General features: G+C 60.2%; 21 protein-coding genes and 1 pseudogene. 6 read left to right on the forward strand and 16 right to left on the reverse strand.

Annotation, left to right across the window (positions count from 1 at the left end; translation table 11 throughout):
• Positions 1-360: 360 nt before the first annotated feature.
• The 6 genes from ACYQ6W_RS20825 to ACYQ6W_RS20850 all read right to left on the reverse strand — a co-directional run bounded on the left by ACYQ6W_RS20825 (position 361) and on the right by ACYQ6W_RS20850 (position 6,069).
• Positions 361-480, reverse strand: coding sequence for a TQO small subunit DoxD (locus ACYQ6W_RS20825; RefSeq protein WP_459678071.1), 120 nt, complete (start codon positions 478-480; stop codon positions 361-363).
• A gap of 60 nt (positions 481-540) precedes the next feature.
• Positions 541-1,689, reverse strand: coding sequence for a glycosyltransferase family 61 protein (locus ACYQ6W_RS20830; RefSeq protein ID WP_459677992.1), 1,149 nt, complete (start codon positions 1,687-1,689; stop codon positions 541-543).
• Positions 1,690-1,705: 16 nt separating this feature from the next.
• On the reverse strand, positions 1,706-2,176 hold the full coding sequence (locus tag ACYQ6W_RS20835) for a hypothetical protein (protein WP_459677993.1): 471 nt from the start codon (positions 2,174-2,176) through the stop codon (positions 1,706-1,708).
• On the reverse strand, positions 2,173-3,699 hold the full coding sequence (locus ACYQ6W_RS20840) for a hypothetical protein (protein WP_459677994.1): 1,527 nt from the start codon (positions 3,697-3,699) through the stop codon (positions 2,173-2,175). Before ACYQ6W_RS20840 ends, ACYQ6W_RS20835 begins: the two co-directional genes overlap by 4 nt.
• A gap of 93 nt (positions 3,700-3,792) precedes the next feature.
• Positions 3,793-5,181, reverse strand: a complete 1,389-nt coding sequence (locus ACYQ6W_RS20845; RefSeq protein ID WP_459677995.1) for a Hint domain-containing protein — start codon at positions 5,179-5,181, stop codon at positions 3,793-3,795.
• 33 nt (positions 5,182-5,214) lie between these two features.
• On the reverse strand, positions 5,215-6,069 hold the full coding sequence (locus tag ACYQ6W_RS20850; protein ID WP_459677997.1) for a hypothetical protein: 855 nt from the start codon (positions 6,067-6,069) through the stop codon (positions 5,215-5,217).
• A gap of 340 nt (positions 6,070-6,409) precedes the next feature.
• Here ACYQ6W_RS20850 and ACYQ6W_RS20855 point away from each other — a divergent pair, with 340 nt between their 5' ends.
• Positions 6,410-9,460 (forward strand): glycosyltransferase, encoded by a 3,051-nt coding sequence (locus tag ACYQ6W_RS20855; RefSeq protein ID WP_459677999.1) that lies wholly within the window; start codon positions 6,410-6,412, stop codon positions 9,458-9,460.
• Between the two features lie 18 nt (positions 9,461-9,478).
• Here the strand turns inward: ACYQ6W_RS20855 and ACYQ6W_RS20860 are convergent, their stop codons facing one another.
• From ACYQ6W_RS20860 to ACYQ6W_RS20870, 3 genes and pseudogenes are all read right to left on the reverse strand, one after another.
• Positions 9,479-10,219, reverse strand: a complete 741-nt coding sequence (locus tag ACYQ6W_RS20860; RefSeq protein ID WP_459678001.1) for a helix-turn-helix transcriptional regulator — start codon at positions 10,217-10,219, stop codon at positions 9,479-9,481.
• 28 nt (positions 10,220-10,247) lie between these two features.
• Positions 10,248-10,451, reverse strand: coding sequence for a hypothetical protein (locus tag ACYQ6W_RS20865; protein WP_459678002.1), 204 nt, complete (start codon positions 10,449-10,451; stop codon positions 10,248-10,250).
• 990 nt (positions 10,452-11,441) lie between these two features.
• Positions 11,442-11,604: pseudogene (locus ACYQ6W_RS20870) on the reverse strand (IS110 family transposase); the annotation flags it as partial.
• A 109-nt stretch (positions 11,605-11,713) separates the two neighbouring features.
• Here ACYQ6W_RS20870 and ACYQ6W_RS20875 point away from each other — a divergent pair.
• Entirely contained in the window at positions 11,714-11,905 is a 192-nt protein-coding gene (locus ACYQ6W_RS20875) for a hypothetical protein (protein WP_459678004.1), read from the forward strand.
• Here ACYQ6W_RS20875 and ACYQ6W_RS20880 read toward each other — a convergent pair.
• The 7 genes from ACYQ6W_RS20880 to ACYQ6W_RS20910 are packed head-to-tail and all read right to left on the reverse strand — an operon-like array spanning position 11,902 to position 17,504.
• Complete coding sequence (locus tag ACYQ6W_RS20880) at positions 11,902-12,648, reverse strand: alpha/beta fold hydrolase (protein WP_459678074.1); 747 nt, start codon at positions 12,646-12,648, stop codon at positions 11,902-11,904. The two genes, ACYQ6W_RS20875 and ACYQ6W_RS20880, sit on opposite strands and share 4 nt — an antisense overlap.
• On the reverse strand, positions 12,605-13,330 hold the full coding sequence (locus ACYQ6W_RS20885; protein WP_459678006.1) for a GntR family transcriptional regulator: 726 nt from the start codon (positions 13,328-13,330) through the stop codon (positions 12,605-12,607). The genes ACYQ6W_RS20880 and ACYQ6W_RS20885 overlap by 44 nt, the downstream gene beginning before the upstream one ends.
• A gap of 16 nt (positions 13,331-13,346) precedes the next feature.
• On the reverse strand, positions 13,347-14,138 hold the full coding sequence (locus ACYQ6W_RS20890; protein WP_459678008.1) for a class II aldolase/adducin family protein: 792 nt from the start codon (positions 14,136-14,138) through the stop codon (positions 13,347-13,349).
• A 2-nt stretch (positions 14,139-14,140) separates the two neighbouring features.
• Positions 14,141-14,887 (reverse strand): ABC transporter permease, encoded by a 747-nt coding sequence (locus ACYQ6W_RS20895; protein WP_459678010.1) that lies wholly within the window; start codon positions 14,885-14,887, stop codon positions 14,141-14,143.
• Positions 14,884-15,630, reverse strand: a complete 747-nt coding sequence (locus tag ACYQ6W_RS20900) for an ABC transporter permease (protein ID WP_459678011.1) — start codon at positions 15,628-15,630, stop codon at positions 14,884-14,886. The genes ACYQ6W_RS20895 and ACYQ6W_RS20900 overlap by 4 nt, the downstream gene beginning before the upstream one ends.
• Entirely contained in the window at positions 15,627-16,472 is an 846-nt protein-coding gene (locus tag ACYQ6W_RS20905; RefSeq protein WP_459678013.1) for an ABC transporter ATP-binding protein, read from the reverse strand. Before ACYQ6W_RS20905 ends, ACYQ6W_RS20900 begins: the two co-directional genes overlap by 4 nt.
• A 21-nt stretch (positions 16,473-16,493) precedes the next feature.
• Positions 16,494-17,504, reverse strand: coding sequence for an ABC transporter substrate-binding protein (locus ACYQ6W_RS20910; RefSeq protein ID WP_459678015.1), 1,011 nt, complete (start codon positions 17,502-17,504; stop codon positions 16,494-16,496).
• Positions 17,505-17,726: 222 nt separating this feature from the next.
• Here ACYQ6W_RS20910 and ACYQ6W_RS20915 point away from each other — a divergent pair, with 222 nt between their 5' ends.
• Genes ACYQ6W_RS20915 through ACYQ6W_RS20930 form a run of 4 tightly spaced genes read left to right on the forward strand, consistent with a single transcriptional unit; the run spans position 17,727 to position 22,247 of the window.
• Positions 17,727-19,124 (forward strand): amidase, encoded by a 1,398-nt coding sequence (locus ACYQ6W_RS20915; RefSeq protein ID WP_459678017.1) that lies wholly within the window; start codon positions 17,727-17,729, stop codon positions 19,122-19,124.
• 22 nt (positions 19,125-19,146) lie between these two features.
• Positions 19,147-20,103: a cupin domain-containing protein gene (locus tag ACYQ6W_RS20920; protein ID WP_459678019.1), complete on the forward strand. Its 957-nt coding sequence runs from the start codon at positions 19,147-19,149 to the stop codon at positions 20,101-20,103.
• On the forward strand, positions 20,100-21,449 hold the full coding sequence (locus tag ACYQ6W_RS20925; RefSeq protein WP_459678021.1) for an LLM class flavin-dependent oxidoreductase: 1,350 nt from the start codon (positions 20,100-20,102) through the stop codon (positions 21,447-21,449). The genes ACYQ6W_RS20920 and ACYQ6W_RS20925 overlap by 4 nt, the downstream gene beginning before the upstream one ends.
• Positions 21,450-21,461: 12 nt before the next feature.
• A complete protein-coding gene (locus ACYQ6W_RS20930; RefSeq protein ID WP_459678023.1) occupies positions 21,462-22,247 on the forward strand; it encodes an SDR family oxidoreductase in 786 nt (261 codons plus the stop codon).
• Positions 22,248-22,253 lie beyond the last annotated feature (6 nt).

The following is a 22,253-nucleotide window of genomic DNA, read 5'->3' on the forward strand; positions in this document are numbered from 1 at the left end:
CGAGGCCGAAGCACGCTACTATGCCAGCCTTGAGGTCATGTCCTTAGCCGCGTAACTTAAACCAAATGGCCTCCGGGAAACCCGGTGCGGTTCAATCGTCTCCTCCTAACCCTGTCGCGCCCGCGCACCGCCAAACCCAAGCCCCGTGCTCCCGCCGCAACGCTTACGTCCCGGCCCTAAGGCCGGCTTTTTTAAGGAATGCTAGGACAGAGGAAGCGACAGACTGCCGGCAGTCCACCGAAACCACGCCCTGTCGACCAGGCGCGGACTGCGTCGCAGGAGAAAGTTATCCCTCGCATAAGCACCGCCACCGACAAGGAACAGTGTGATCCGGATGCCAAAACTAGCGGCCGCCATAGTCTATTCATCGATGCACGTCGCCGCCTGCCAACCAAAGAGGAGCATCAGCACGAAGGAGAGCCCGATCGAACTTGCGCCTGCCGCACGGGTGAACAGGCCGATCATCAAGAACAGGCTTATCGAGAGTCACACGACTGGGTGATCACTGCCGCCAGCTACACCCCCGCCCCAGGACACGATCTACGCGAGCGCCATCGAAAGCTCTAACAAGCGTGAAAATTTTGTCGGATCGACTGAGAACGCGTTGCTCCCTTGCCTCAAGGATCGCTGCGCGATGGACCCGAAGATTTCCGAGTAACCGACATCGTGTTGCGCTACCAGGTCCCAAAAAAAAGGATCAGGGAAATCACCGGGGGAAAGGGCTACTACACGAGCCGACGACTTGCAAAAAAGCGCGTTGGTCAAAGACGCTCCTTTGACTCCGACGATCACGCGAGCGCTACGAAAAAGCCGCGCTTGATCCGCCAATGATACGCTCTCGGGCGCAAGCACGGATAAGCCGCTTCTCTCGCAAATACTTGCTATATTGTCTTCGTTAACGAGACGTCGCACTGATGAAGCGCCACGCGTGATGAAGAAGCCCGGGTGCGACTGAATTTTGGAAAGCTGCGAGTGGAGAAAGGCCGCGCGCAGGTAACTCAGCGACTCCGGAGATTTATATAGCGGCGGCACGCTCAGCGGCGAAACGTAGTGCAGCTCATCAAACTGCCAAATCTCATCATCTCGATGCTCCACCATCACTATGCCCGGCGCAAGAGCGGAAGTGGTCTGATGGACGACAGAGCGAAGCGCACACGGCCCGAGATCACCTATGACGATCTGCCAGTCAGCCGGCAGCTCCAGTTTCCACGCAAGAGAAAGAAGCGCCGCACCATCGACAAGCCAATGTCCGTAGTTTCGATACCAGGGCCGCTTTACAAGAAGGGCCGGAGTCTCAATACGACGCACGCCCTCCAGGTTTATTGAGAGGCGGGCCTCACCGGTGCTCTGAAAGTTCGTTGGAGTCACCCCATGCGCAAGGAACTCCGCAGCACTCTCTCGAACAAGACGATGATTTGCTGTGACTACCGAGCCTTGCCCAGTGACAATGGCGTCACGTAAGACCACATGCCTCAACGGCCCGTATTCTTGGATTTCGTGGGCTAGATATGATGCTAGAAGATCTTGCTGATCTGGTTCAAGTTCGGTGACATCCATAGCAACAGGCGAACGTCGACTGTAACGCCCGCCCGGAGAGACATCCTCCACAAAGTCAATTTGCGCCGCTGAACGCTCCGAATCCCCGAGAAGTTCAGGCAGCCCGGCGGGCGTTATCTCTAAGGAATTCATTAGCAAACGTTCTCCTTTATGGAGCAGTCGTTGGGCGATCCTTGGCACTTGTCGTTACAACCGCTGGCGATGCACCACCGACGGCAGCTCTCCATCGTGCGACATCGTCCGCGACCGCGCCGCTTGGGGCGCGCCACTCAAACACTCCTCGAAGCGTATAATGCTCAGCCGCGGACTCCCATTCTCCTGCCTTTACAGCTCTTGCTACATCGGGATTATTCCTGAAATACCACGTCTCAGAAACCTCACTGACTCCCGCACGGCCTTCAAAATAGCCGCTCCGCAAAAAATGATCACGACCGCTGGCAACTTTCCCCTGGCGCACAGCGACTGCAACATCGGGATTTCGACGAAGATATTCTTCTTCGTCAAAATCTGTACATGATGCCGCTATCGAAAGAAGAAATTGGAGCAGGCTGACAGGAATCGAGAGGCGGCCATTTTCCACCTGGGGGAGCATAGCCAGCAATGCGGAATACGGGATCATGAACAATGATGATCTCCCCAAAAGTCGCCTTCAGCACGCGGCGGCTTACTTGATTCGGATGCGGGAACCGTTAGGCGCCTGCCCGCCAAGCCCAAAAGAAAATGAACGAGGGGGTTTAACATCTCCCTTTTCATGCGCTGATGCACCTCTCCACCAGCCATCACTGGTCTAGGTGGCAAGATTTGACCCAAATGCTCAAAACGATACTTTTGTGTCTCAAACTCCGGGCTAGGGTCTATATCCTGAGTGACAGCCGCCCGGAGGAAATGCGCAAAAGGATCACGGTTTGCTCCTATGGCATCGCCGTGCCGCCGCATGTAAAACTCCACATCGAAAAATCTCGTCGGGCTAAAAGCCTGTGTGCGACGATGTTTGAGGAAATGTAGAAGCGGAGAGCATTTACTCGTGAGGTTATACTTCTCCTGATACCACTTGGGTTCGAAATAGATGATAGGGTTAAACCCTTCTCGCTCACCCTCGCTGATGTAATGCGACAGAGGATTCTGTTCCCGCTTCGCACCGAGGTAGTACTCATCATACCAAATAGGGTCAAAATAAGGGTTTGGTCTTCGTCCCTCTCGCCAGCCAAAACGACAGAAGTGATCGATTGCGTCGATGCCGACGGAACGGACATCCGGCGAATTCGCTAGATAATAGTTCGCGTCGAACAAACCCGATTGTCGAATCGCGAGCCTTTCTTTCTCAGCCGCCGAAAGACGCAAAGCCGGGGACGGAGAGGCGATCGTCTCGGACGGCGGCGCCCTGGGCAGGCCTACCTCTGTAGCGCCCAATTTGAGGTAGCGGATTAGCCGGTCCATGCTAGTCGCGCGCCCGTCGGCATCCCATTCCTGATGCCAGGTCAGTTTGAACTCGGGGCTTGGCTGAAGCCCTAAACGCCAGCCGATGGCACAAAAGTGATAGACGGGATCCATTCCACTCTTGAGAACCGAAGGATTGACTTCGCAGTAAAACTTCTCGTCAAACAACGGTGACTTGTTAATTTCGCGATAAAAAGAACTGGGATTGCGTTCATTCGCTAGCCCACGCAGACGATAATCCCCAAATGCGGAAAGACCGAATTGAATAAAAGACCCGTACGCCCGGCGGTACCAATCCGGTTCGAATCCCGGATTGGGGGAGAGTTCCTGTATAGTAAGATGGCTCATGAGATGGGATAGGCAATGATCTCTTGCACCCAAGCTGTGACGAGCCCTAAACCAGTCCGGATCAAAGTGAAGACTTGGCCATCGATGCTCGGCTTCGCCGTAGAGAAGATAATGAACAAGCGGGTTCAGACCTAGATCACGCACATCCGGATTTCGTTCCAAATAAAAGGAAACGTCAAAATACGGGTTGGGCGCATGTCCCTTTCGCCAGCCTCGGTCACAAAAATAGACGAGTGGGTCACCCTGCTCGAAGGTTGCTTCTGGGTAGCACACCTCATACCAGTGACGGTCGAACAAGGCAGATTTTGCCAGTGTGAGGATGTCCTCCGCAATGGAGACAGACGATAAGCCGGTCATCGCGCTAGATCTGCTTCAGAGCAAACCCAGAGGCCGACTGGACGAGCAGCCAGCCGACCCCAGGCCCCGGTGGCGCAGCCGCATAGGGAGCAACTAGGCCGCGGATTCGAGTGTCTCAATGCTTCGAGCACGCTCTGAGAGGAGCCTACGCACCCGATCCAACGCAGGGCCTGTCAACACCAGCGGAGCACACGAATCCTCCCAACTTTTGGGTTCCTCAGTACGATGAAGCTGAACCACGCCATCGACTGAAATTTTTCTTTGTGAGCCAAGATCAAGGAAGGACTCTGTCGGCGCCCCTTCAGCGAGCACCAGGTCATGGGGCTCAAGCTCGATATGGTAGTAGACGAGCCGCTTTCCGCAATCCACCTGGCATATTGTCGTGCCGTTCACCAGCAACCGTGCAGGCACCAGGCCCCCATCAAAGTAGAAGGAATGGTCGGGCGAAACAAAAAGATCCCGAGCCGGTACATTCGATGAAAACGCACCTTTCTGGATTCGTACCGGCATAACTTGGTCTCGATCAGAAAAGGCGGTAGAAACGCTGTTGGCCCCTACCCACCGAACGGCCACCGAACGGCCGTCTGGTGTCATCACCAGGTCACCACTGCGAAGAAGTTCGATCTCCACTTCTCCAGTGGGGGTGGTGATGCGCGTTCCTGCCAGAAAACAGGTGAATACGGAGGCGGCAGCATTAACGGTGATTGTAGACCCGCTCTCATCCACTGTAAGTGGTCCGCTTTGGCCTTGGAACACGGTGCCGGTCGCGAATGGTGTGCCGGCAACGTCCGCAGTAACGAGAGCCACGTTGTTGCTGTTGTAAAGCGCGATTTGCTGCGAGCTGCCGACCGTCGTGATGGAATAGTGGTCCACCGTGCCAGAGACGCCGACAAACTCGATCTCATCGGACGCCGCATCGAACCCATTGATCGTCGTTGAAGACAGGTCGAGAACCGCCCCTCCCGCGTTGGCGACAAACGTCCCGCCCCCAAGCCCATAATTGATGGTCGTATTGTCGAGCACGGAGGCGACCGCCGATCCGTTTCCAAAAGTTCCGCCGTTGTCGAGATACACAGTGAGGTCGCTAAGCGCTCCAGCGAGTGTTCCAGGAGCCACGGTGGCGCTGCCGCCATCAATGTGGACAGAGAGGCCGGAAAGCGCACTGACGGTCGATGAGATGGTAGCATCGCCACCGACATAAATGGTGTTGGGAACAAGACTAGCCAAAGCCACGGTGATGTCGATTGAGCCGACGACACCGGGCGGCACCACATATGTCGAACCGACGAGGGCGGATGCGATGGCCAAAGTTCCGCCACTTGCCGTCAACACGTTGGCCGCTGGAATGCCGTCGACGGTCTGTGGCGTTCCCCCTCCGACCGGAGGTGTAATGACGAGAGTATAAGTCCCCAGCAGCGGATGATAGGTTAACGCATAGGTGACACCATCGGAGTTCGTTGCGGTATAATCATTGGTGGCCATGAGTCCATCCCCCAAGCGAGTTCAGTTTTACCCTTAGAAGATTTTGTGGTCGATGCCGGCGAGGGTGATCTGGGTGCCATCATTCAGGGTAATCGTGTCCCCCAGCGAAGTCACCGTCTCGGTGGGCAAGTTGGTCGCGGAGTAGCCGTATCCGGCGAAGGCCAAGTTGTCCTTGGCATTAAAGCCGATGATGTATTCAGTGCCACCCCCATGACCCTTTATGAAGGTAAATACGTCACTGCCAGTCCCCGCTGTGACCGTTGACGCTCCTGAACCTCCGACAACCGTATCGGCGCCGCTTCCCAGTATTGCGACGAGCGTCCCCGTGTTGCCCAACGGATTCGTCGCGATCGTTAGAGGACCCGATGATGCCGATGCATCGATGCCGGTAGTTCCTGCCTGACCAGCAACACCAAGGCTGTTAGCTCCAGTCATGGTCATGAGGCTGACGCCTGTTCCGCCCACGAGGGTAGAGTTGGCTCCCGAGGACATGCCAGAAAATGAACCAGAGCCTCCTGTTGCGGAGCTGTTCTGCCCTCCCAGAGCAAATGTTGTGGTCCCGGTCGCCGCGCCGAAGAGCGTTGTGGCTGCCGAGGCGGCCGAAATGGTGTCGTTCTGTGAGGCAAAGACGACCGAAGGTGTGTCAACGCTTATCGAATTGCTACCCGTAGCCGTGGCATCGTCAATAGCAGACGCACCGGAAACTGTGACAGCCAAATTCGATTGGCCTATGACGAGAGGGCCCGACACGGAATCGCTGCCGCTTGCGGTGAGCGATTCATAGGTCGAACCCAATCCATAGTAACTGTTGAAGCTTGTGGCTGCTCCGCTCGCGTCCGAGTGGTTGGCGGGACTTACGCCTCCAGACAGGGTAGCTGTGCCGGACATGGTTGATCGCTCCTCCGCCGTTAAATCGCGCTCGCTTGGGAACAAGAAGTAGATCGCCTGATTGGATATATGCGCCCTGTTGCACCCGCAATCACAAATCTCGTCTCTGCGCAGGTTATCACGAGAACGCGATGCAGCGGCGCCAACGTCTAACCGAAGAGTCTAGCGCTTTTGCTTGGGAACGATCCAAAGGACTAGTGAATCGGGGAGTGTTCGGAGGAATTGTCTAGTACCATCCGCGTTTTTGGCGCCAAAGTATAGATCCGGAAGAAATGTTTGTTCGGGACAATGGACATTCTTGCTCTCACGCATCATGCTGCCCAAGAGGAGAGCGCGGGAGATGAGAGCGTTGTTAGACCAGTTTCTCTTCAGCCACTCATTTTATGAGACCAGCTACAATGCTCTGGCAGCACAAACACGGCTGACCGCGACGTATGAGGGAGACGAACTTTGCCAAAAAGCTTTGAGTCTCACTGCCGCTAAGCTTGATTTGGGTGATGGACTGGGAGCCCTTGAGAACATCCTTTATGCGCAGCGGCGAGCACCATCGAACAGTCTGGTCACTTTGCTAGTTGGGGATCTTCGGCTGCATTTGGGCATTCCAGAGGCGGTCCAGCCTTTCGAACTTCTCGCGCGGCGTAGCGGCTGGAACGGTAGTTTCTACCGTCTCGCGTGTGCTCATCTTCGTAATGGCTATCCGGCGCTTGCTTCATGCGAACTACATGAGACACTTCGTCGAAATGCTCCGCTTGCAGATCGCCAGAGTTTGGCGCTTGCGAGCCAAATCGCGAAATCAAACGACGCGATGGGATGGTGCGGCCTTAGCAATAGCGGGCACCTGTACCTCGGTGGACTGGTGGCGACGGCTTCTACAGCCGACCTTGTTATCGAACTTGATGGCAACGAACTTTCTTTTGCAAGACATAAGAGGCCTGATCGGACCGGAGTGCTCCGATGTGAACTAAAGGCAGACATATGGCACGGCACCCTACTTAAGGTTTCCCTAAAGGGCGTTCCTCTCATCGGGAGCCCGATCGAGTTGCGGTCCATCACCCGCGCGGAAGGGTTTGTCGACCGTGTGGCGGGCGCCGTTACCGGATGGCATTGGCTGCCCGGAGAGCCAGACTTTAGGGCGCCAGTCATAGTGGCGTCTGTAGGCAACCCCGACCAAAAGATCATCCAAGTCGCTGAAACTATCTTGGACAGTAAGGAAAACGCGGTCGGTCTCTCTTGGCAGAGGCGCTTTCGCTTTTCTCCAGAAGAACTTCCCACGGGCACCCTCTCCGTGCGCGATATGCGGGGACGCGATCTCTATGGGAGCCCGTTGAATCCGGGTGGCGAACGCACAAGTGCAAGGGTAGCTGCGGCACGTGTAGCTGCGCGCTTTTGGGCGCTGCATCCGCAGCGACCTATTCCAGAAGATGATTCCTGCGAACTGAGCATACCGGTCTATAACGTTGGACCGCCTTATCCGACCCAAGAGAAAGAATTTGCAAGGCGCGAAATGCTGGTAGCGATCCCTGTCTACCGGGGCTACGACGCCACTATACGTTGCATAGAATCAGTGCTCAGGCACCAGACCTCCGAGCGAATTGTTGTTATCTCCGATAATTCACCCGACGCGCGTATCGTGCGCGACCTTCAGAGCATGGCTAAGCAGAATCTCATCGAGTTTCGCCATGAAGAAAGGAATAGAGGGTTCCCTGCGACGGCAAATATCGCACTTCGAGAGGCAGCCGCTGCAGGATTGGATGTTGTTCTCCTCAACAGCGATACGATCGTGGCTGCGGGTTGGCTTACCAGACTCCGTTCCGCCGCCTATTCGGCCCCAAACATTGGAACGGCCACTCCCTTTTCGAATTCGGCCACTATCCTCAGCTACCCAAATCGCACCGGGAGCAATTCGATCCCTGACGTTGACCAAGTGGACGAACTTGCGAGACTGTTTTATGAAGTGAACGCCAATGCGGTTGTCGATCTGCCAACTGGCCATGGCTTCTGTCTCTATGTTCGGCATGCTTGTCTTGCCGAAACAGGCCTCCTCCGTGACGACGTGTTTGCACAGGGATATGGAGAAGAAAATGACTTCTGCATGCGGGCAACACATCTTGGGTGGCGGCATGTTGCAGCGACCGGAGTCTATGTCGGCCACATCGAGGGTCAATCGTTTGCAAACGCGAAGGCGGATCTGATCCGGCGTAACCTCCGCACACTCAATGTGCTGTATCCCGGATATGATAGTCTCATCGCTGAGTGGGAGAAGCACGATCCCGCTGCGCACTATCGCCGCAATGTGGACTGGCGCCGGGCAACAGAAGCCCGGCAACATCGCTCAGCGGTGGGCTTCATCACCCACGCGCGAGAGGGTGGGGTGCTGCGGCAGGTTCAGGCACGCGCAAGACTTGCCGAAAAGCGAGGAGAAGTTCCTCTCATTCTGCAGCCAGCAAAGTGGAGCGATAGTGGGGTCGGCTGCGCTGTCACGACCACGTCAGAGTTCTTGCCAAATTTGCGCTTCACGAAGCAAGAAGCCGCTCTTCTCTTTCAGTTTCTTCAAGAGATGAAGATTGAACGCTTGGAGCTTCACCACTTCCTGGGTCATGATCCGGAGCTCGTCGCAAACCTGGTCGAGTTCAATGTACCTGTCGATATTCATCTTCATGACTATTCCTGGATGTGTCCACGTATCACCCTGACAACTCACGACAATCGCTATTGCGGCGAGCCCAGGTTAGAAGTTTGCGCGGAATGTGTGAGTGATCACGGGAACAATATTGAGTGGAAAATTTCTCCACGAGAGCTCGTTGCATGGACTTCGACTCTCTTCGGCCAAGCGCGCGAAATCATAGCACCAAGCGCGGATGCTGCACGGCGCTTCAGCCGTCGACTTGGTTTAACCCCGACTATTTCAGCATGGGAACCAGACGACCATGTGTCGCTAGCGCGAACGATTCCCCAGATGACAAAAGATCGCTCTCGCAGAGTGTGTGTAGCAGGCGCTATCGGTTTTGAGAAAGGCTATGAGGTCATTCTTGGCTGCGCTCGGTATGCCGCAGCTAATGATATCCCTCTTTCCTTCCAGATCGTAGGATTCACATGTGATGATGCCCGCCTGCTGGAGACGGGAAAGGTGACGATCACGGGTCGATATGATGAGAATGAAGCCGTGACCTTGATTCGGAATCAGGATGCTGATTTCGGGTTTCTTCCCGCACTCTGGCCCGAAACCTGGTCCTTTGTTTTGAGTCAGTTGTGGGAGGCAGGGCTTGCGGTAGTTGCCTTTGACATTGGTGCCCAGGCTGAACGGATTCGAAGGACCGGGGCAGGACTTCTTCTGCCCATTAACCTGCCGATCGGCAAGGTCGTCGACGCTCTGTGCCGGGTTTCCTCCTAGGCGCCTTGTGCGCCCAGTTTAGAAGGATATCGTCCGCAGCTTGCGTTCGGCGTCGAGCGCGAGCTGCGTGCGGTTCGTAGCCTTCGTTTTTTGCATGATGTTTCTGACGTGCGCCTTAACAGTGCTAGGGCTCATTTCGAGTGAATCAGAAATTTCACGATTCGACTGACCCTGCCGGATTAACTCTAAGACGGCACGTTCTCGGCGAGTAAGAGTGACATCCGCCATCGTCCCGGTCCGCGGCTGCGACACTGAGATATGGGGAGAAATGGTGAGAACGTCGTCAAATGTAAAGCGCCGCTCATGGTGGGTCAGATAAAATGCTGAGACCATCAATGCTAGGCTGGCCTTTTGTGGTTGAAGGAAGGCAACTACTTTGCCATTTAGATGTTGAGCGAGTGCCGCACGGTCTGCATTTACTAGATTGGCAATAATCAATAGCCGTCGATCCGGAATCGCTCTACACACATTTACAATCTCAGATGTTGGGTCGGCTCCGGAATCATGAACATAATAAACAACTAGATCAATCGCCGCGTCAGCGTGCGGAAGATAATCATTTATTGAGGTAAACGGTACGATGGCAAGCATCGGTTGTAGCGCCGTTGCTGCGTTGGAGAGACATTCTCGTGTAAGCTGACACCGGTCAATCCATCCAACGCGCAGTGGCTGCAACTTTGGTGAGACTGCAGACCGTAGTGCAGGATCTGCTTTTTGATCGCCAAAAAGCGACGTGTCGTGCTCCAGAAAAGTCCCCATTCTGCTTCTCTCCCGGGAGCTCAAGGCTTCAGTGATCTTCCGCCGATGGCCAATTCTCGATTGCCCCGCCGGCATTGTTGATTTGCTCAACAAAACATATTTCGGAGACTAACAAAATGCAAACGCTTCCGAGAGTGAGGGTGCAATTTTTTAAGGTCACTCCTTTTTGATTGAAACGTTTATATTTTATGTGTGGCTTTGGTTTGTTGCGCTTTGTGTTCTCCTCGGCCATGGAACGCGTCTGTGTTGGCTTGCCGCCGCGATGGCAATTCCATCGCAAACTACTATTTTGGGGGGAGGATGCGATGTTTCTACCACATCCCGCTTCAACCCGCCGAGCCGGTAACATCCTGATTTTCTTGAACACCGGCACGATGTGGCGTAGCGAAAGTTGCGTTATTACACATATTACTCGCCTCGTATTTTGACCTGGTCGAGGCGATGATCACGCAGAGACTAATGGCTCCGGGACATGTATGTCCGTATACGTTCGACTGGTCCTAGACCGCGCCGCCAACGTGTTTCAATCCAAGGTTGTTGGCTTGAAGCGGGCGAGAGTGTGATCGATTAGCTGGCATAATGTTTGTTATGCCAGCTTGAGGATAAACAATCTGTTGTTGGCTCAAGCGCCAGGGACACGGAAGCGAGTCACAGGTGAGGTGGGGCAAACGTCATGTGGGGCCGCATTTGCACATTATAACATCCTTGCATGAGGGTTTTCCGGGGTCAAACCTCATTAAGGAGTGACACTCATTCCCTGAAAACAGCATCATAGCATTTAACTTGGCCGCGGTGTTGCAGTCAGGGGCCGATGCCGATGAGCCGGTGCGTGGAGGCCAGCCCTTGAGGGCAGCGCCACAGCCAAGCATCTTCTGCAGACTCTGCAGTGACTTCAACAGCCAACACCAACGGTCATCGAGAGGCGTCACTGTGTAGGGACCACGCGTTGGGGCGCGGGGCATCTACACGCTTGTCTTGCCTTGTCAGCCCGAGCTCATTCCTCACCTGCGGTAATCGAAACCGAAGAACCTCACATCCGGTCGACGTTGACCGCATCTTCACCAAAATTCCTCGCACCCGAGGTTGTCGAGGCTGGAAGAGCGTTTATCAGGGCATCTTCGGCCAGGACGTTATGGGGTCCACCCGCCGATATACGACGAGGGTTTAGCCAATCCCGCCGATGCGTGGGTATTTTGTGGTGCTGCGCTCGGTCAGGCTGCCTTCAGTCCCGCCCCCTCCGGCACTTCCCGTGTGTCGCATAGCGCCAGAGCGCGATCAGCAGCCGCCGTGTAAGCGCCACGATCGCGATCCGTCGCACCCGACCACGCCCTGTCACCGACACGGGCAGCGAACCAGCGACCTAGCGCGCTGCTAGGTTGGTCTCGGTCCACCCTCGTGGGCTTCCTGAGCAAGGTGGAAAAGCGTACGTTGCGTGAGGCGATCGTGGATTTTGCAACCGGAGGCGCCTGTTTCCAACTTGTGGGTTCGCCCGAGATGGTTGCTTCCAAGATGACCGAGGTGATGCAGGAAGTGGAGGGAAACGGCTATCTCATCGCCCTGCCGGATGTGAGCCGCAAGAGTGTCGCGGAAGTGACGGACGGGCTGGTGCCGGTGCTGCAGCGCCGTGGGCTTGTCCGCCGCCACTACGAGCACAAGCAGTTCCGCGACAATCTGCTGTCTTTCTAAGCGCGCTCCAGGCAGTGGCCCAGCAGGGCCGCGAAGCCGGCCGGGTCTTCCAGCATCGGAAAATGCCCGACGCCCGGCATGAGCCAGGGATCGAGGCCGGAGAGCCGGAGCGCGCTCTCCGGCTGGTGCAGAGGGCTTGAAAGGATCGCGGAGACCGAGCAGCGCAGGCCACCCCAAGGCTCCGCGATTTCCCAGGCGAGAAGCGCGCGCATCTGGGCGAGGCTCGGCCCAGGCTCTTCCGCCCCCATGCGCTGCGCGATTTCGGTGGCCAGGGCAGGACCGCCGGCCAGGGTGATCCGCGCCACCATCGCCGCCATGGTGCCGGGAAAATCCGCGGCAAAGGGGGCCAGCCGCTGTGCGATCTCAGCCTCCGGCCGGGCGGCGTAGAATGCGGCATCCGTGAAACTATCCACGCCGACGAGCATCCGGCACCGGCTTCCCAGCCGGTGGGCTGCCGCCACCGCCACCGCCCCGCCGCGCGAATGGCCGATGAGGATGAAGCGCGCTGCCCCGCTCGCTTCCGCCGCCCGGCACACGGCCTCTGCGGCCGCCGCGATCGATGGCCCGACGCGCCGCGGCGAAAGATCGGGCAGGATCACCGGCCCGATCTCTGCCAGTGCCGCCCGCTGTTCCCGCCACACCCAGCCGCCGCCGCACCAGCCATGGAGCAGAAGCAGGGCTGTGTCCGCCGCCAGGGGCTCAGCCCTCGTCCAGCATCGCCGGCGGAATGGCGGCGATGAAATCGGCCATGTCGTCCCCCAGGAGCGTCACGTGCTCCACGGCCGCCTGGAAGGCGCCATCGGCATCGGCGCGCTCGATCGCCTCCAGAATGCGACCATGTTCGGCAATCGTCGTCACCATCCGGCCGGGCTGATAGGTGACGTAGCGGCGATAGGCGGCGACGCGGCGGCGCAGCGCCCGGGTCTGCGTCGCGATGAACTGCGTCTGCGAGGAATCATAGAGCAGTTCATGGAACTCGGTGTTGATGTCGTAGAAGGGCAGCGGATCCCCGACCGCCAGCGCCTCGATCAGTCGTGCATGGATGGCGCGCAGGCCGGCACGCTGCGTGGGGCTCGCTCTGCGCGCCGCAAGCCGCGCGCAGAGCCCCTCCTGCACCGCCATCATCTGGAACATTTCCAGCAACACCGGGATGGAGATCGTCGCCACCACCAGCCCCTGGCGCGGTCGCATCTCCAGCAGCCCCGTCGCTACCAGCGCCTTCACCGCCTCGCGTACCGGCGTGCGAGATACCTTGAACCGCTGCGCGAGATCGAATTCGTCCAGTCGCTCGCCGGGGCGGAGCTGACCCTCCACGATCATTTCCTCGAGCTGGCTGCGCAGCGTTTCGGAGAGGGTGCCGCGCGCCCGCGCCGGTTCCTCTTCCACCTCCGCGGGCACTTCCGCCAGATCCATCTGCTGTTTCATCTGCCTCTCCCGCCGCTCAATCCCGATAGGACGGATCGAGCCGCTCCAGCAAGCGCAGGAAGGCGGGCCATTCCCGGGTGCCGGCGGCCTTGATGTCCCCATGACGATCGTTGAACTGCGCGGCCGTCTTTTCGGAAATCGCCTGCGGCGGCAAAGCGAGGCGCGCGCCCGAAGCGGTGGCCGCCTGGGCCATCATCTGCACCCGCGCCGCCTTCTCAAAATAATACATCAGGATGAAGGCCTCCGGTATGGTGCGGCCGGTGATGAGCACGCCGTGATTGCGCAGCACCAGTACATTGTGCGGGCCGATATCGGCCACCAGCCGCGCGCGCTCCTCGGTATCCAGCGCCACACCCTCATAGGCATGCACGCCCATATGCCCCTGATAGCGCATGGCGAACTGGGTGAGCGGCAGCAGCCCCTCTTCAAGGGCGGACACCGCCGTCGCCGCCTCGGAATGGGTATGCAGCACGCAGAGCGCATCTTTGCGCGCGGCGTGAATGGCGCTGTGAATCACGAAGCCGGCCTGGTTCACCTCATGGAACGAGGGTTCCACCTTCCGCCCCTGGAGATCGATCTTCACGAAGCAGGAGGCCGTGACTTCCGAAAACAGCAGCCCATAGGGATTGATGAGGAAATGCTCGGCCGCGCCCGGCACGCGCACGGAAATATGGTTGTAGATAAGATCATCCATGCCGAAATGGGCGACGAGCCGGTAGCAGGCGGCAAGCTGCGCGCGGAGCACAGCCTCGTCCTGCGTCTCGGGCTCGGCGATCTCGGCGAGGGAAAGGGCGCGTTTCGTCGTCATCATCATGTCCACCAGACGAGTTTGCGGTCCAGCGCCACGAAGGCGCCGTAGAGTGCGAGGCTGCCGAGGATCGCCACCATCACGGCGGCCCAGACGCTGAGGTAATCCACCTGCGCGGTGGACTGGTAGATGATCTGCCCGAGCCCGGCATAGGCGCCCAGCATCTCGGCCACGATCACGGCGATGGTACTGCGGCTGAGGCCGATGCGCAGGCCGGTGACGATCGCGGGGAGTGCGGCGGGTAGACGCAGCTTCCAGAGGATGCGCAAAGCCCCGCCGCCAAAGCTGCGCAGCAGATCGATATGCCCCTGCTCCGGCTGTTTGAGCCCGGCCAGCGCATTGACGAAAACCACGAAGCCCACGGCCAGTATGGCCATCGCCACTTTCGAACCCATGCCGAGGCCGAACCAGATGAGCGCCAGCGGCACGAAGGCGACGGAGGGCACGGCATTGACGGCCACCGCCAGCGGCAGCAGCATCGGCTCCAGCGGCGGCACCAAGATGAGCAGGATGGCGAGCGCCACGCCGCAGAGCGCGCCGAGCACGAAGCCCAGCACGGCTTCGCAGCCCGTGAGCCAGAGCGCCGATCCCATAAGATGGGATTGATCGAAGATCGCCATGGCAATGCCGATGGGACGCGGCAGGAGATAATCCGGCACGCCCATCAGGCTGGTGCCGATCTGCCAGACGAGAAAGAGCAGCAGAAGCGCGATGACGACCGGGAGATGTCGGGAAAGCCTGTGCATCATGCCGCCCGCCACCAGACGAATTTGCGTTCCATCAGGGCAAGCACGCCATAAAGCAGCGTGCCGAGCAGGCCGGAAGTGATGATGAGCACCCAAACCCGCACCACCTGCTCCACATAGAGCGCCTGCAGCAGCATCACGCCGAGCCCCACCGTGTCGCCGAACCATTCGCCGACGATGGCGCCAGCAAGCGCCAGCGCGATACCCACCTTGAGGCCGATCATGATGCTGGGCAGCGCGGTTGGCAGTTGCAGGCGCAGAAAGATCTTCAACCGCGAGGCGCCGAAGCTTTCGAGCAGCGCGATGCGTGCCGCATCCGCGCCCTGCAGCCCGCGCAGCGTGCTCACGGTGATCGGGAAGAAGGAGAGGAAAAGCGCGATCACCACTTTCGAAAGCAGGCCATTGCCGCACCAGATAACCACGATGGCGCCGAAGGCGATCACCGGCACGCTCTGCAAGGCCACGAAGAGCGGCAGCAGTCCGCGCTCCAGCCAGCGCGACGCTGCGAAGAGGATGCCGCCGCCGATGCCGAAGAGGCAGCCGAGCAGAAAGCCCAGCACGGTTTCGGCAAGCGTATGCCAGAGGCTGGCCAGGAGATCGCGCCAGACGGAGAGCCCATCGACCGCCACGGCGCCGAGGCTCGGCAGATAGCGCGGATTGACGTGCAGCGCCGGCACCATCAGCCACCAGAGCAGGGCGATGAGCAGGAAACCCGGCAGCGGCGAACGGAGGAAGCGCGCCATCATGGCGCAGTAGCCGCGCCTGCGAAGGTCTTCATGCTTTCCTCGCGGATCTCGGCGAGCAGGCGGCGCTTGATGGCAATGAATTCGGGCGAGATCGTCATCTCCTCATCACGCGGGCGGGGCAGATCGATCCGCTCCACGCATTTCACCGTGCCGGGCCGCGCCGTCATCACCACCACCTTGTCGGCAAGGAAAATAGACTCGTCCACGTCATGCGTGATGAAGATCACTGTGCGGCGATGCCGTGCCCAGATTTCCAAGAGCCAGCTCTGCATCATGCTGCGGGTGAGGGCATCGAGGGCACCAAAGGGCTCGTCAAGCAGCATGAGATCGCGCTCGAAGAGGAAAGTGCGCATCAGCGCCACGCGCTGGCGCATGCCACCTGAAAGCTGATGCGGATAATGCTGGCCGAATCCGGTGAGGCCGAATTCGGGCAAGAGTCCTTCCGCGCGCGCCCGTGCCGCCCGGCGCGGCACACCCTCCATCTCCAAAGCGATGGTTGCATTGTCCAGCACCGTGCGCCAAGGAAAGAGCAGATCGCGCTGCGGCATGAAGGCCACCTTGCCGAGCAACCCACGATCCCGCTGCACTTCGCCCGAGAGCAGGATGGAGCCATCATCGTCCGGCGCGATAAGGCCGGCGATCATATTAAAAAGCGTCGATTTGCCGCAGCCTGAAGGCCCGATGACGGTGACGAATTCGCCCGGCTCGATACGCAGATCGACCGAGCGCACCGCCACCGTCTCACGGCCGCGATCCTCGAACCGTTTCCAGACATTGACGAGTTCGAGATGAGCAGGCCGATGGCCGGCCGTGAGGTCAGTCGCAGAATTGGCCAGTGCCATCGGCGTGGTCTCCCCTCTCGCTCACATCGTCTTGTCGGCAGCCGGCACTTTCTCCCAGAAGGAGGGATCGAAGGCAGCCTTCAGATCAATCGGCGTTTTCAGCGCACCGAACTTGATGAGATTATCCTGCACCGCCGCGATCGCCTTCATGTCGAGTGCGCCGAGGCCCTCTGTCTTGCCGAGATTGGCCGTCATCAGCTTTTCGATCTCATCCAGCATCAACTCCTGATGCTTGCGGTTGAGGCCGGAACCCGCCGCCATCACGATGTCGATCGCCTCCTGCTTATGCTCGAAGGCATATTTCCAGCCCTCCAGCGTCGCCGTCACGAAGGCCTGCACATCCTGCGGATGGGTCTTGATCTCCTTCTCCGAGGTGAGGAGCGAATCCTGTTGCGTCGTCACGCCGTAATCGTCCGGCATGAAAAGCTTGATATTGGTGATGCCCTGCTCCTTGAGGGTGTTGAGCTCGTTGTAAAGCGTCACCGTCGCCACATCAAACTGCTTGTCGATGAAGGGTTGCATGGAGAAGGGCTGCGCGATCACATGCATGTCGTGCGGGCTCATGCCCTCATGCGCGAGCATAGCATAGAGCGTGTATTGCGGGCCGGTGAACCAGACCGCAACCTTCTTGCCCTTGAAATCCTTCACCGAGTTGATGCCGGAATTGTCGTAGGTGACGAAGGCGAAAGGCGTCATCTGCTGCGACATGCCGACGCAGACGAGCGGCAGGCCCTTTTCGCGCGCATAGAGCGTGCCCTCGGTGCCGCTGCCGATGCCGAAGGTATCGGCGCCGGAGGCGACGAGGGTTTCGACATTGATGTTCGGGCCGCCGGGATTGATCGTCATGTCCAGCCCGGCGTCTTTGTAGAAGCCCTTGGCCTTGGCGACGTAGATGCCGGCGAACTGCGCCTGCGCCACCCATTTGAGCCGGACGGAAACCTGATCCGCCGCCTGAGCCGCCCCGCTGGCGGCGATGCCGATGGCCAGGGCGGCTACGGCCCCGGTCAAAGCGCGGACGAAAGAAGAAGCCATGCACGAACCCCCAATCTGTCTACGTGGCTCGCTCAGCAATATACATACCACGTGATTTAGTATTCTAATAGAGATGGCGCACGTGAAGTTCGAGCGGAGTTGCGCATATTTTATGGGCAAACTGCGCAGGATTTATGCGGTTTGATTCGGATTTTGGGGAGTTGTTATGCAAAACGACCTGTGCATGTATAATTCATGCGCATTACCTTCCGCAGGCGCCGCATGACCGAACCGCTCTGGGCCCAGTCCATCCTCGACCTCGCGCCGCAACTGCGCAGCGGCCGTCTCTCGCCCGTCACCCTCACCGAACTGATGCTGGAGCGAATCGCCGCGCATGACGGACGCCTGCAGTCCTACGCGACCGTCGCGGCCGCACCGGCGCTGGCCGCCGCGCGGCAGGCCGAGGCCGAGATCGCGGCCGGAGACTGGCGCGGGCCGCTGCACGGCATCCCCCTCGCGGTGAAGGACGTGTTCTACACCACCGCGATCCGTACCCGCCTCGGCAGCCCGATCTATGATGACTGGTCAGAGCCCTATGAATCGACCGCGACCGCGCGCCTCATCGCTGCCGGCGCCGTGATGCTCGGCAAGCTCACCTGCACCGAAGGCGTCTATGCCGAACATCATCCAAGCGTGACGGAGCCGCTCAATCCCTTCGGCGCGGCGTATTGGACGGGCAATTCCTCCAGTGGCAGCGGCGTGGCGCTCACCGCCGGCCTCGCCTATGGCAGCCTCGGCACGGATACCGGCGGTTCGATCCGCCTGCCCTCCTCCTGTTGCGGTGTCGTCGGCATCAAGCCGAGCTGGGGCCGGGTGAGCCGCTGTGGCGTATTTCCGCTGGCGGATTCTTTCGATCACGTGGGGCCGATGGCGCGCACGGCGGCCGACGCCGCACTGCTACTCGGCCTCATCGCCGGCGCGGATGCGGCCGATCCCACCGCCTCACCGTTGCCGGTGCCGGACTATCTCGAAGGCATCGAAGGCGGCATCGCCGGGCTGCGCGTGGGCGTGGACCGCGCCTTCATCGCGCGGCATGCGACAGCGGAGGTGATCGCCTCCATCGAAGATGTGCTGGCAAAGTTGGCCACGGTCGGCGCGGAGATCGTGGCGGTGGAGTTTCCGGCCGTGGAGGCCACGCTCCGCGCCTGGTCTCTGCAATGCGCCGTGGAAGCCGCCCGCGCCCATCGCGAGACCTATCCGTCCCGCGCCGCCGAATACGGCCTGATGCTCACCCGGCTTCTGGAGCGCGGCCGGGCCTGCAGCACCGCCGATCTCGCCGATGCGCTCGCCGCGCGGATGGTGTTCAACGGCCAAATGGCGCGGCTCTTCGCGGGCATCGACATGCTTGTGGTGCCGGGCCTGCCCGTCGCCGGACCGAGCCTCGATTTCATGGCGAGCATGGGCGAGGATCCGGCCGGGGTACTTGCCATCGGGCCCTTCACCGCGCCTTTCGACGTTTGCGGCTATCCCACCATCACCCTGCCTTGCGGCGCGAGCGAAGCGGGCATCCCGATCGGCGTGCAGTTTGCCGCCGCTCCCTTCGCCGAGGCGCTGCTGTGCCGCGCGGGCCATGCCTATCAGGGCATCACCGCCTGGCATACACGGCGCCCCACGCTTTGATCGCACAAGGCCCGAGACCCGCATGACCCAGGAACCGACGGTGGATATGGCCCGCCTGCCCGTGCAGTATTCGCGCGCACCCGCAGGCCCGCCCGCCGCACGCGCGCGCTTCTTCAATTCCGGCAATGCCTTCAACGTGAAGCTACCCACAGTTCCCGCGGCCCAGTTCACGGCCGAAGCGACGGCAGCCCTTGCGGAGTTCTTGCCCGACGAGACCGCCCGCTTCATCGCCTGCGATCAATCAACCGCTATCGCGGCGGAAAGCCCGGCGACCTCGCCGCTGATGCTGGCGCGCTATGCCCGCCTGCCCCCTGGCCACCGGCTGAGCGCAGACATGCAGGCGAGCGGCGTGATCTGGTATGTGATTCGGGGCGCCGGGCGCACGCGATCGGGTGCAGAGGATTTCGCCTGGGGGCCGGGGGACGTATTCCTCACGCCCGGCGGTGCTGGCACGAAGATCGCTGCCGGGCCGGCGGGCGCGGTGCTCTGGCTGGTGACGGATGAGCCGCTCTACGCCTTCGCCGCCATGGCGACCGATACCGCCCATCGTCCGGCGCCCGTGCATTATCCCGCGGCCGAAATCGCGCGCCAGTTACAGACCGTCGTCTCGGCCAAGCAGAATGACACGACTTCGGGCGCCGCGCTCATCTTCTCCTCCGAAGCCTGCGAGGCCGGGCGCAATATCCTGCCCACCCTCACGCTCTCGCTCAACACCGTGCCGGCGGGCGAGCACCAGCGCGCGCACCGGCATAATTCGGCGGCCATCACCCTCATCCTGAAGGGCGAAGGCGCCTATTCGATGGTGGGCGGGGCGCGCTGCGATTGGGTGCCCTTCGCCACCATAGTCACACCGCCAGGGGATGCGCATTCCCATCACAATCCCGGGGACGAGCGGTGCCTCTTCCTCATTGTGCAAGATGGCGGCCTGCATTACCGGGCGCGCAGCATGGGCTTCGTCTTTTTGGAGGACGTGGCATGAGTGGCCCGGCTCAGCCCCGGCGGCAGATGCATCTCGGCCTCTTCATCCTGGGCACGGGCAGCCATGTCGCGGGCTGGCGCATGCCCGGCGCCTTCCATGATTTCCAGGATATCGGCCAAGTGCAGCGCATCGCGGCCATCGCCGAGCGCGGGTGTTTCGATCTCATCTTCATGGGCGACAATCTCTATGCCGATGCCGGTGCCCATCCCTCCTATACGGCGCGGCTCGAACCGCTCACCATGCTCGCCGCCATCGCGATGGTGACGCAGCATATCGGCCTCGGCGCCACCGCCTCCACAACCTATGGCGATCCCTTCACCACGGCCCGCGCCTTTGCCTCGCTCGATCATATCAGCCACGGCCGGGCCGCCTGGAATGCGGTGACAACGGCCAATGCCGTCACCGCCGCGAATTTCGGCCGCCTCCATCCCGAGCATGGCAAACGCTACGAGATCGCCGAGGAATTCATCGACGTGGTGCGCGGCCTTTGGGATGGCTGGGACGAGGATGCGCTGCGCGCTGATCGCGAAAGCGGCCTCTATGTCGCGCCCGAGGGCCTGCACCCGCTGAACCATGCAGGGCCGCATTTCCAGGTGAAGGGCCCGCTCAATATCGCGCGCAGCCCGCAGGGCCATCCCGTGATCCTCCAGGCCGGCGGCTCCGCGCCCGGCCAGCGCCTCGCCGCCCGTACGGCGGACGTCGTGTTTTCCGTGGTGCAGGATATCGACGAAGCGCGCGCCCAGTATCGCGCCCTCAAAGCGCAGCTCCCGACCTTCGGCCGCAGCCCGGACGCCGTGACGGTGCTGCCCGGCGTGATGCCCGTGGTGGGCCGCACCGAACGCGAAGCGCTGGACAAGCTCGCCGCCCTGCAATCCCGCATCTCGGACAGCAACGCCATGGCCCTCCTCTCCGATCGCTTCGGGCGGGACATGAGCGGCTATGATCTCGATGGGCCGCTGCCCGCCGATCTCGGCGCGAACGATGCCTATCATTCCTTCTCCAGCGTGATGCTGGCCAAGGCGCGGCGCGAGGGCATGCGCCTGCGCGACGTCTATAACCTCATGGCCGCGGCGCGCGGCCATTGGGTGCTCTGCGGCGCGGCCGAACAGGTGGCCGATACCTTGCAGCACTGGTTCGAAACCGGCGCGGCTGACGGCTTCAACGTCATGCCGCCCTATTTCCCCGACGGGTTCGACGATTTCGTGGATCTCGTCGTCCCCCTCTTGCAGGAGCGCGGCCTCTTCCGGCGGGAATACGAGGGGCACAGCTTGCGCGATCATCTTGGCCTTGCCCGGCCGGCACTTGCCCGACACAGCACCGCGCCCACCGCGCGGCAGCCCGACTAAAGGAGCCATCTCATGGATCTACGCCTCACCGGCCAAACGGTGCTCATCACCGGCGCTTCGCAGGGCATCGGCGCCGGCCTCGCCCGCGCCTTCGCGGAAGAGGGCTGCCATCTCCATCTCACCGCCCGCAACGTGGAGAATCTCGAAGCGCTCAAGGCCCAGATCGCGGCGGCCTTCCCGGCCCTGGCGGTGACGCTGCATCCGGTCGACCTCACCCAGCCCGGCGCCTGCGCCGCCCTCGCCGAAGCGGTGGGCGATATCGACGTGCTGGTGAACAATGCCGGCGTCATCCCTTCCGGCTCCCTCTTTGACATTGATGAAGAGACATGGCGCGCCGGCTGGGAACTCAAAGTTTATGGCTACATCAACCTTTGCCGTCTCTATTATCCGCGCATGAAGATCCAAGGCGGCGGCGTGATCATCAACAATATCGGCAATGGCGGCGAGATCTGCGATCCGCGTTATATCGCAGGCGCTGTGGGCAATGCGAGCCTGATGGCCTTCACCCGCTCGCTCGGCGGATCGAGCCTGGACGACAAGATCCGCGTTGTCGGCGTCAACCCCGGCCCCGTCGATACCGATCGCATCTACAACATGCTCCGCAAGCGTGCGGCCGACGTGCTGGGAGATGCGAACCGCTTCCAGGAACTGGCCTCGACTTATCCGCTGGGACGGCCCGCCCATGTGCATGAGGTGACGGATCTCATCGTCTTCCTCGCCTCCTTCCGCTCCGGCTATACGAGCGGCACCATCATCACCGTGGATGGCGGCATCGCCTCACGCCGCTCCATCGTCTGAGGATCA

The sequence above is a fragment of the Acidisoma sp. 7E03 genome (assembly GCF_054665075.1).